Genomic DNA, 9,795 nt, shown 5'->3' with positions numbered 1-9,795 from the left:
GAGGAATTCAGGTGCACGAGATCGATGCGCCCGGTGATGGCCTTGATCCGCTCGACCACCCCGACCAATTCCTCACCACCCGCCCACGCGTGACACGTGTCGAGGCAGAAGCCCGCGCCGTAGTCGCCGACCGCGTCCCACAATCGCGCGATCGAATCGAAATGCCGGGCCATCGCGTGATTGCCGCCCGCGGTGTTCTCGATCAGGATCGGCACGGCGAACCCGCCCTTGTCCTGCTGACGCTCGAACAGCTTGCGCCAGTTGTCGATTCCGGTATCGAGCTCGGCGTCGGAGCGTACGTGTCCCCCGTGCACCACGAGGCCGAACGCACCGAGGTCGGCCGCGGCCTTCGCCTGCTGGGCCACCGCGTTGCGCGAGGGCATCCGCAACCGGTTGTTCAGACTCGCCACATTGATCTGATAGGACGAGTGCACAACGACATCGATCGGACTGGCCAGAATCTCGGCGGCCCTGGGATGCGGCTGGGGTTTGTCCCAGCTCTGCGGATCGACCACGAACAACTGCACGACCTCGGCACCGAGCTTCTCGCCGAAGCCGATCGGATCGCTCTCGTCGCGAACATGTGCTCCAATGCGCATAGCTGCCACCCTAATATCAGGCACCGACAACTTCGCTCGCGATGTTGCGCGGCGGTGGGTTCGGGAGATACATCGGTAGAATTTCAAACGGGTGCTCTGCCCTGGAGGGGGTGACTTCGCGTGTTGCGCAAAGGCGACGTGTTCGCCGGATACACGATCCGGCGCGTGCTGGGCCAGGGTGGAATGGGCGTGGTCTACCTGGCCAGGCACCCCCGGCTGCCCCGGCTCACCGCGCTGAAACTGCTCAGCCGTGAACTGTCCGCCGACGAGGAGATCCGCCGCCGCTTCGAGCGCGAAGCCGATCTGGTCGCCCAGCTCGAGCACCCCAATATCGTCAATGTCTACGACCGCGGCACCGACGACGACCAGCTGTGGATCTCCATGCAGTTCGTGGCGGGCACCGATGTCGCGACCGCCGACGTGAACGTACTGACACCCGGCCGGGCCGTGCAGATCGTCGCCGAGACCGCCACCGCGCTGGACTTCGCGCACGCGGGCGGCGTGCTGCACCGCGACGTGAAACCGGCGAACATCCTGCTCGCCAAGCCACCGATCGGGCGCCCGGAACGCGTGGTGCTCACCGACTTCGGCATCGCCGCGGTGCGCGACAGCGAGACCACGCTGTCCTCGGCGGGCACGATCACCGCCACCCTGGCCTATGCCGCGCCCGAGCATCTGGCGGGCGCGCCCCTGGATCATCGCGCCGATCAGTACTCGCTGGCCTGCACGCTGTTCTGGATGCTCACGGGCTCGGTGCCGTTCCCCGGACCCAGCCCGGGCGCGGTGATCCAGGCGCACCTGAGCAAGCCCCTTCCCCCGCTGCGCAGTCTGCGCCCCGACCTGCCCGCGACCCTGGACGCGGTGCTGGCCAGAGCCACCGCCAAGCGCGTCGAGTCCCGTTTCGCCAGCTGCGCCGAGTTCGCGCAGGCGGCCAAAGCGGCGCTGTTCGCGGTGCCGGGGCCGTGGCATCAACAGCAGCAGCAGTACACCGCGGCCGGTGTGGTGCTGCGCGCCCGCGAGTCCTACCCGCAGGCGCCGGGATATTCCCGGCCGCCCACCCCGGCGCAGCCCTACCGCAACGCGCCCCCGCAGACCACCCCCGCGCAACCGCACCCGCACGTGCAGCCGACCACTCCCGCACAGCCGCATCCCCACGCGCCGCGGCCGTCGACGGGCGGTCCGGCCATCCCGCCGCGACGCGGAAGCGCACGCCCGGGCACCATCGATTTCCCTGGTGGCCGTAACCATCCCGGCTATATCGTGCCGCCGCAGCAGCGGCGTCCGCCGTGATCGTGGCAACCGTCGGCGTCGTCGCCGACTGATAAGGTTTCGTTGATTTTCCCGTGGCGGGCAACGTCGGCCGCGGCTTTTATGCTGTACGCACGTGCGCTGGTGGGTCCCGGCGCGCGGCGGGAAGTGGAGCAGACATGCTGGCCAACGGAGATGTTTTTGCCGGCTACGTCATCGAACGGCAGCTCGGCCGCGGTGGCATGGGTTCGGTCTATCTGGCCAAGCACCCCCGCCTACCGCGGATGACGGCGCTGAAGCTGCTCAATCGCGAGATGTTCTTCGACGCCGAGGTGCGGGCACGGTTCGAGCGGGAGGCCGATCTCGTTTCGCGCCTCGATCATCCGAACATCGTCACCGTCTACGACCGCGGGCACGACGACGAACAGCTGTGGATCTCCATGCAGTTCATCGACGGCGTCGACGCGGCATCGGTGGATCCGCAGACGCTGCCGCCCGCCCGCGCGCTGCAGATCGTGAAGGAAACCGCCGACGCGCTGGACTACGCGCACGGCATGGGCGTGCTGCACCGCGACGTGAAGCCGGCCAATATCCTGCTCGCCCGCTCGGGCGCGGGCCGTGGCGAACGCGTCTACCTCACCGACTTCGGCATCGCCCGATTGCGCGACGACACCGGCCATCTCACCCAGACCGGTACCTTCACCGCGACGCTGGCCTATGCCTCCCCCGAACAGCTCACCGGCGCCTCGCTGGACCACCGGTCCGACCAGTATTCGCTGGCCTGCGCACTGTTCTGGCTGTTCACCGGTTCGGGACCGTTCGCGGCGACCAACCCGGCCGCGGTGATCCAGGGTCATCTCCAGCAGCCGCCGCCCACGCTGAGCAGCGTCCGGCCCGGCCTGTCCTACGCACTCGACGGAGTGCTCGCCAAGGCGATGGCCAAGCGGCCCGATGACCGGTTCGACTCCTGTTCGGACTTCGCCGAAGCCGCGATCGAGGCGCTGAACAGTCCGAGCGCACCCGCGTTGCCGATCGTCGGTCCACGACCGGGCACCGGTGGGTCGCTGCCGATCGCCGGGCGGCCCACGACAGGTGGCGCGATTCCGCAGACCGGTCTGCCGTATCCCGTTGCCACACAGGGCCCGATGACCGGCGGCCCGATGGGCACCGCGCAAGGCCCGATGACCGGCGGTCCGATGGGCACCGCCCAGGGCCCGATGACGGGTGGCCCGATGGGCACCCAGCGTCCGATGAACCAGTCGCCCACCGGCGCTTCGCAGCCCTACACCCAGCAGTCGCGGCCGCAGTACCAGTCGGCGCCGCGGCCACAGGCGAGCGGTTTCGCCCAGTATCCGCACGGGCAGCGGCCGCCGTCGAAGTCCAACACCGGGCTGATCATCGGCATCGTCGTCGCGGTGATCCTGGTGATCGTGCTGCTGATCGGCATCGGTATCGCAGCCAGCGGCGATGACGCGGGCGGCGGCGACCGCACGACCACCACGTCGGCGGGCACCTACATCACCCCGAGCGCCGACGCCATCAGCGCGGAGTTCGGCCGGATCGTGCCCGCCACCGTCGACGACTCCACCGGATACAACGGCGCAACCTGCTGGGAGACCGACAACAGCGATCCGCCGTCGCCCGCGGAAGGCGAACCCGACTTCGGCGCCTGGGTGCACCTGTGGAGCTGCTTCGGCGGCGGCGACAGCGACGATCCGTTCTACCGGATCTATGCCTTCAACTCGGCCGCCGACGCCAAGTCGGTGCTCGACGGCCTGCCGGCCAACACCAAGTCCACCGACAGCAACGGCGGCAAGCAATACACCAACTACAAGTACACCGACAACGGGAACAAGATCATCACCCAGTTCACCGGCGATCCCGGCCGCGCCCAGTTCCTGATGTACACCGACGGCTACGGCACGGCCGACGAGGTGCTGCGTTGGTGGCGCTCGGCCCCGCTGAACTGACCGCGATGTATGACGAGGGCGGCGTTTTCGCCGGATACACCATCGAACGACTGCTGGGCCGCGGCGGCATGGGCTCGGTGTATCTGGCACGCCATCCGCGGCTGCCACGGCGCACCGCGATGAAGCTGCTGAACCGGGAGTTGTTCTTCGACACCGAGATCAAGGCCAGGTTCGAACGCGAGGCCGATCTCGTGGCGCAGCTCGAGCACCCGAATATCGTCACCGTGTACGACCGGGGCGTCGAGAACGACCAGCTGTGGATCTCCATGCGCTACATCGACGGCGCCGACGCGTCGTCGCTGCCCTCGCCGGTCGACCCGGCGCGGGCGGTCCGCATCGTCGCCGAAACCGCCGCGGCACTGGACTTCGCGCACAGCCGCGGCGTGCTGCACCGCGACGTGAAACCCGCCAACATCTTGATCGAATCGGTCGACGGCACCGAACGCGTCTACCTCACCGACTTCGGCATCGCCCGCCTGCACGACGACAACGCCGCCAAGCTGACCCAGACCGGAACCTTCACCGCCACCCTGGCTTTCGCGTCTCCCGAGCAGCTCTCCGGCATCGCCCTCGACGGCCGCGCCGACCAGTATTCCCTGGCCTGCACGCTTTTCCGGCTCCTCACCGGAACCACCCCCTTCGACGCCACCAACCCCGTCGCGGTGATCCAGGGCCACCTCCAGCAACCCCCGCCCCGCGCGAGCACCCTCCGATCGGGCATCACCCCCGCACTCGACGCGGTCATCGCCCGTGGCATGGCCAAGCGCCCCGAAGAGCGCTTCGCCACCTGCGCCGAGTTCGCCGCCGCCGCGCTGCGGGCCCTCGCCGGTCACGCTCCCCCGCAGCAACTCCACGGCTCGGCGGCCACCAGAACCTACCCGCCGAACTCGCCGTATACCCCTGGTGCCGGATACCCGATCGCAGGTCGTACCGACCCGAATTCGTCTGGCGGACAGCCGCCATGGCCGGGCACGACCGGTCCCGATCAGCCGTGGGCCGTGAGCGGCCGACCCGCCGGTTCACAGTGGGCCGGCAACGCCGCCCCCGGCCTCGGTCAGCAGTGGCCGGCGGTGGGCGGTTCCTCCTGGGCCGCGCAGCCGAACCCGTCGTGGCCCAACGAATCCGCGAACCACGCGAGTGCGCCGAACGCGGGCGCGCAACGTCGTCGCGACGCCGGGAATTCCAGGGCGACGGGCAGGGGCGCGCGCCCTTCGGTCGCCGAGGAGTATCTCGGCAAGAAGCGGAAATCCCGCTGGGAGGGATCGCCGATCGGCTGGCTGGCGATGATCGCCGTCGTGATCTTCCTCGGCTGGATTCTGGTGACCACCTTCGGCGATGACGGCAACGCCGGTGCGTCGGGCGGGCAGGGTTCCGAAACCTCCGCGGTCGCTACACCGTCCGTCGACGCGACGACCTCCGCTCCCCAGCGGCTGACGTCGACCACCCCGCCGACGAGCGACCGACGGGTCATCGGCGCCAACGCGGCGAAGCTCAGCGACGAGTTCCCCCGCATGCTGCCCGCCACCTCGGCGAGCAACCTGGTCCATGCCGGTTCGGGGCTGGGCAACGCGGGCTGCTTCGCCTACGACCGCGCGACCGCAAGCCGCGATTCCGACGACGCCGATATGGGCGACTGGTCGGTGATGTGGCATTGCTTCGGCGGCGGCAACAAGGCCACCTACGAGTTCTTCCTCTACCCCTCCGCAGATCTTGCCGCGCAGGCGATCGCAGGCCTGCCCGCCAACGACGTGCGCCCCACGTCGCACACCGGCCACACCTGTACGAACTTCGTCCTGCACGACAGCCAGCCCAGGTCACCGCGCATGGTCACCCGCTTCGACGGCGACCCGGCCCGCAGCGCCATGCTCATGTACAGCCGCGGCTTCATCGCCGACGAGGCCCAGGTGCTGGATTGGTGGCGCTCCGCCCCATTGGTCTAGGCGCGCGTTCGCGTCGGCTGCGCACGGTTCGAGGACCGCTGCGCGTCCGCGCCCATCAGGCGGTCAGTGTGTAGTGCACGAAGTCGCGCACCGGCTCGAAGCCGATTCGCTGATAGATCTTGTTCGAGGTCGGATTGGCCAGGTCGGTGAACAGGCAGACATCGGCGCCTTCCGCGCGAATCCGACCGGCGACCGTCGCTGTCAGCGCGCTCGCGAACCCGTTGCCCCGCAACGGCGGCGGCGTGTAGACCGGGCCGATCCTGGCCCAGCCGAGAACCTCCGCCTGCCGGGCGACCAGCGTCACCGGCGCGCCGTCGTGCTCCCACAACCACGACGCTCCGGCCTCGATCCGTTTGCGCACCGCCGTCTCGTCGAGCCGACGTGGTGCGTCGGCTTCCACCCTGAAACCCTCCAGCATCGCGAGGCAAGGTGCCAGATCGTCGACGGTGGCCTGGCGAGGTGCGCCGGGCGCATCCGGAATGTGCAAGGCACCGAGGCGGAACAGTCGGGTCGTGTATTTCTCGCGGTAGGTCCCGCGGCTGGTCTTCGACCAGTGTTGCGCGAAGACAGCGGCGTCGGCCCGCTCGCCCTCGACGCTGCGCGCCGCGATGTCGAACGCCGCGAAGGCATCGGCGACGGCCGAGATGCTGTGCGGGGGCAACTCGCCGAGGTAGATGGCGCCGTTCGTGCTCTGCGCGAGACCGACGACCACACCCGTTCGGTCGCGGACGCTCAGAAACTGCGTCATCATCGAGCCGGATCTGCCCGCGATCAGGTTGGTGAGGGTACTCGCGATCACCGTGTGTCGCAGCGGGTCACACCGCAGGAACGGTTCCGCCTCGGCCAGGAACCGGGCAGCGTCAGTGATGATGTCGATGCGCACCACACCGACGGTAAGCCGTCACACCCGCGACCGCATTCGAATTATGAGGTGTCTCAGGTTGTTTCGGGGATGTCCCGATCGGTGCGCAGCTTCAATAAGATGAGTCCAGCCGTACAGGCCAGGATCAGCCCGGCGACGGTGATCTCCACGTGCAGGCCCGCGATCCCGAGGCCGGCGCCGACGAGTCCGCCGACGAAGAACAACCAGCCCATGATCCGCGCGACCACCGCGAGGGTGCGGTTGCCGGGCGGTGTCGACGAAAGATGCCCGACGGTGGCCGAATCGGTGTTCGCCGCCGCGGTTTCCAGCCGGGGTGTCGAGAGTGCTCCCATGAGATTCTCCTCGATGACGCCGATCAGATACTTGCGCCGCGCGACCTCGCGCGTCAGGGGTAACGTTGCCGGACGTCTCATGCGTAACTTTGCTCACACACGCTACGACTCGGCGACGTCGAACGCGCGCGACACGTCCCCACGACACGCTGAATTGATCAATCCGATATCTGGACCACTAACGTTTAAAATGCGCTCTTTTGCCCGACCTGCACTACTGTGAGGCGATCTCGAAGCCGACGAGGAGTAACAGGCGATGGATAACAGCAGGGCCAAGTTCGTGGGTCCGGCAGTCGCTGTTGGCGCGGTGTCGCTCGGACTGATCATCATCGGTGCGTGCGGTGTCGGGCAGCAGGATGTCTACGTGCCGGCGCCGCCGTTGAGCGCGGATCTGGCCGCCGCCCCCGCGCGGTCGGCGGACGAGCCCACCTCGACAACAGCGCACATCCCGATCCCGCCGTCGCCCAGCTGGCGGATCGCGCCGTACATGTCGCCGCGGAAGCCGTTCAGCCTCAGTTCCACCGAGACCTCGCCGTCGGAGACGCCACCGCCCGAGGGCGAACCGGCGCCCGAATCCCGCCCGGCCGAGGCGACGACCGAATCCCGGCCCGCCGAGACGACGACGCGCCCGCCGGAGACCACCGAAGACGAGCCGACGACCACCCGGCCACAGATCCCCACCCGGCAGAACCCCACCCGCACCGTCACCCCGCCCCGCGTGGGCGATGACGAAGCGTCCGAGGACTATCCGCCGACCCACGCCTTCGACCGCGCGACCCCGACCACTGTCGTCCCGGCCGACACCGGCGCCACCCCGACCACGGTGACGACCACCGAGGCGGCGACGACCACCGCAACCCCGGCCCCCACTACCGCCGAGGGCTGACACAACGATGGTGCGCACCCGAACCCCGGGCACGCACCATCATCGACGAAGTTACAGCTCGACCAGGTCGTACTCGCCGATCCGGTCGGCCAGTTCCCGCCGATGTTCCAGCGCCCCACCGAGTGTCTGCCCGATCGCGGTCAACCGGGCGACATAGTGGCTCACCGGGTACTCCGCGGTGACGCCGATGCCACCGTGCATCTGGATCGCCTCCTGGCCGATGTGCTCGGCCGACTTCCCCACCTGCAACCGCGCCCGTGACGCGACGACCGGATCGTTGCCGCCGTCGGCCAGCGCCGCCGTCGCGTACAGGCTCATGCTGCGGGCCAGTTCCAGCGAGACGTAGCAATCCGCCGCGCGCTGGGTGAGCACCTGGAACTTCGACAGCGTGACCCCGAACTGCTTGCGGGTCTTGAGGTATTCGGTGGTGAGCGTGAGCGCGACCTCCATCGCCCCGACCGACTCCGCGCACAGCGCCGCCTGCGCATAGCCCTGGGTCAGGGCGATCTGCTCGGCGGCGTCGACGGCGTCACCGAGCAGTTGGCCCGCCGCGTTGTCGAAGTCGAACTGGGCGGCGCGACGACCGTCGAAGGTGCGGTACGACCGCCGTTGCACGCCATCCTGATTCGGGTCGACCAGGAACAGCCCGGTCCCGCCGCCGGGCAGCAGTGCGCTGACGATCACCTCGTCGGCCACATCACCGCGCAGCACCGGATTCTTCACACCGGTCAGCGCGTAGTTGTCGCCCTGGGCCACCGCGGTGGTGGTGAGCTCCGTGGACGGCCACCGCAGGCCGGGCTCGGCGTGCGCGAAGGCGAGCAGGATTGTTCCCTCCGCCAGCGCGGGCAAGAGCCGTTGACGCTGCTCGGCACTGCCTGCCAGCCGCAGCAGTTCGGCCGGGATCACCACCGAGTCGAGCACCGGTTCCGGGGCCAGCGCGCGACCGAGCTCCTCCTGCACCAGCATCGCCTCGACCGGGCCCGCGCCGACGCCACCGTCCTCCTCGGGAATGGTCAGCCCGAGCACCCCGAGGTCGGCGAGTTGCTTCCAGACCGTGCGATTCCAGCCGGGGTCGGTGTCGCCGCTCTTGGTGAGGGCTTCGCCGTCGTAGAACCGGTGCAGCAGTTCGCGCACGGTGTCGCGCAGCATCGTCTGTTCTTCGGTCAGTGCGAGTTCCATGTCAGCGCCTCACAATCCGAGGATCGTGGAGGAAATGATCGAGCGCTGGACCTCGCTCGAGCCTCCGTAGATGGTCACCTTGCGGTAGTTCAGGTAGCCGGGGCCGGTGTGCTGGGCCCACGCGGGCGAGGCGATGTTGTCGGCGTCGACCGGCAGCGCGTCGGCGCCCGCGACGTCGAGCAGCAGTTCGGTGGCGGCCTGCTGCAAATCGGTGCCCTTGAGCTTCAGTACCGACGACGCCGGATTCGGCTTGCCTTCAACAGAATTGGAGACCACCCGCAACTGGGTCAGTTCCAGGGCGAGCAGTTCGTTCTCCAGCTCGGCCAGCCGCGCCGCGAACACCGGGTCGTCGAGCAGCGTGCCGCGCCCGGTCCTGGTCGCGCGGGCGTAATCCTTCGCGAGGCCGAGCTTGACCTTGGTCTTGCCGACGCCGGTGATGGAGGTGCGTTCGTTGCCGAGCAGATACTTGGCGTAGGTCCAACCCTGGTTCTCCTCGCCGACGAGCTGATCGGCGGGCACCCGGACGTTCTCGAAGAACACCTCGTTGACTTCGTAGCTGCCGTCGATCAGCTTGATCGGGCGCATGGTGACACCGGGCGACTTCACGTCGAAGAGCAGGAAGGAGATGCCCGCCTGCTTCTTCGGCGCGTTCGGGTCGGTGCGCACGAGGCAGAAGATCCAGTCGGCGTACTGGCCGAGCGTGGTCCAGATCTTCTGGCCGTTCACGATGTAGGAGTCGCCGTCGCGCACCGCCGTGG

General features: G+C 68.6%; 9 protein-coding genes. 4 read left to right on the top strand and 5 right to left on the bottom strand.

Translation table 11 applies throughout. The annotated features are described in order from the left end of the window. Positions 1-599 (bottom strand): deoxyribonuclease IV (locus ACFWF3_RS12345; protein WP_379313739.1); only part of this gene is annotated, 599 nt, incomplete at its 3' end. 120 nt (positions 600-719) lie between these two features. On the opposite strand from ACFWF3_RS12345, the gene ACFWF3_RS12340 reads away from it, so the two are divergent. The 3 genes from ACFWF3_RS12340 (at position 720) to ACFWF3_RS12330 (ending at position 5,757) form a co-directional block, all read left to right on the top strand. Continuing rightward, on the top strand, positions 720-1,889 hold the full coding sequence (locus ACFWF3_RS12340) for a protein kinase (RefSeq protein WP_379313737.1): 1,170 nt from the start codon (positions 720-722) through the stop codon (positions 1,887-1,889). 137 nt (positions 1,890-2,026) lie between these two features. Continuing rightward, entirely contained in the window at positions 2,027-3,817 is a 1,791-nt protein-coding gene (locus tag ACFWF3_RS12335) for a serine/threonine protein kinase (RefSeq protein ID WP_379313736.1), read from the top strand. Then, complete coding sequence (locus ACFWF3_RS12330) at positions 3,793-5,757, top strand: protein kinase (protein WP_379313740.1); 1,965 nt, start codon at positions 3,793-3,795, stop codon at positions 5,755-5,757. The genes ACFWF3_RS12335 and ACFWF3_RS12330 overlap by 25 nt, the downstream gene beginning before the upstream one ends. 55 nt (positions 5,758-5,812) lie before the next feature. Here ACFWF3_RS12330 and ACFWF3_RS12325 read toward each other — a convergent pair whose 3' ends face one another. Next, the gene (locus ACFWF3_RS12325; RefSeq protein ID WP_379313735.1) at positions 5,813-6,640 is read right to left on the bottom strand and encodes a GNAT family N-acetyltransferase; all 828 of its coding nucleotides are present in this window, start codon (positions 6,638-6,640) and stop codon (positions 5,813-5,815) included. A gap of 53 nt (positions 6,641-6,693) precedes the next feature. Then, on the bottom strand, positions 6,694-7,053 hold the full coding sequence (locus tag ACFWF3_RS12320) for a hypothetical protein (protein ID WP_378993464.1): 360 nt from the start codon (positions 7,051-7,053) through the stop codon (positions 6,694-6,696). A 175-nt stretch (positions 7,054-7,228) separates the two neighbouring features. Between ACFWF3_RS12320 and ACFWF3_RS12315 the strand changes: the two genes are divergently transcribed. Next, entirely contained in the window at positions 7,229-7,858 is a 630-nt protein-coding gene (locus ACFWF3_RS12315; RefSeq protein WP_379313733.1) for a hypothetical protein, read from the top strand. Positions 7,859-7,909: 51 nt separating this feature from the next. Here the strand turns inward: ACFWF3_RS12315 and ACFWF3_RS12310 are convergent, their stop codons facing one another. Beyond that, positions 7,910-9,037, bottom strand: a complete 1,128-nt coding sequence (locus tag ACFWF3_RS12310; RefSeq protein ID WP_378993460.1) for an acyl-CoA dehydrogenase family protein — start codon at positions 9,035-9,037, stop codon at positions 7,910-7,912. A gap of 9 nt (positions 9,038-9,046) precedes the next feature. Further along, the coding region (locus tag ACFWF3_RS12305; protein ID WP_379313732.1) for an acyl-CoA dehydrogenase family protein at positions 9,047-9,795 on the bottom strand (749 nt) is incomplete at its 5' end.

It is taken from the genome of Nocardia sp. NPDC060220 (assembly GCF_042727815.1).
In the GTDB taxonomy this organism is placed as follows: Bacteria; Actinomycetota; Actinomycetes; order Mycobacteriales; family Mycobacteriaceae; genus Nocardia.
This window is presented reverse-complemented; position numbering and strand designations above follow the sequence as displayed.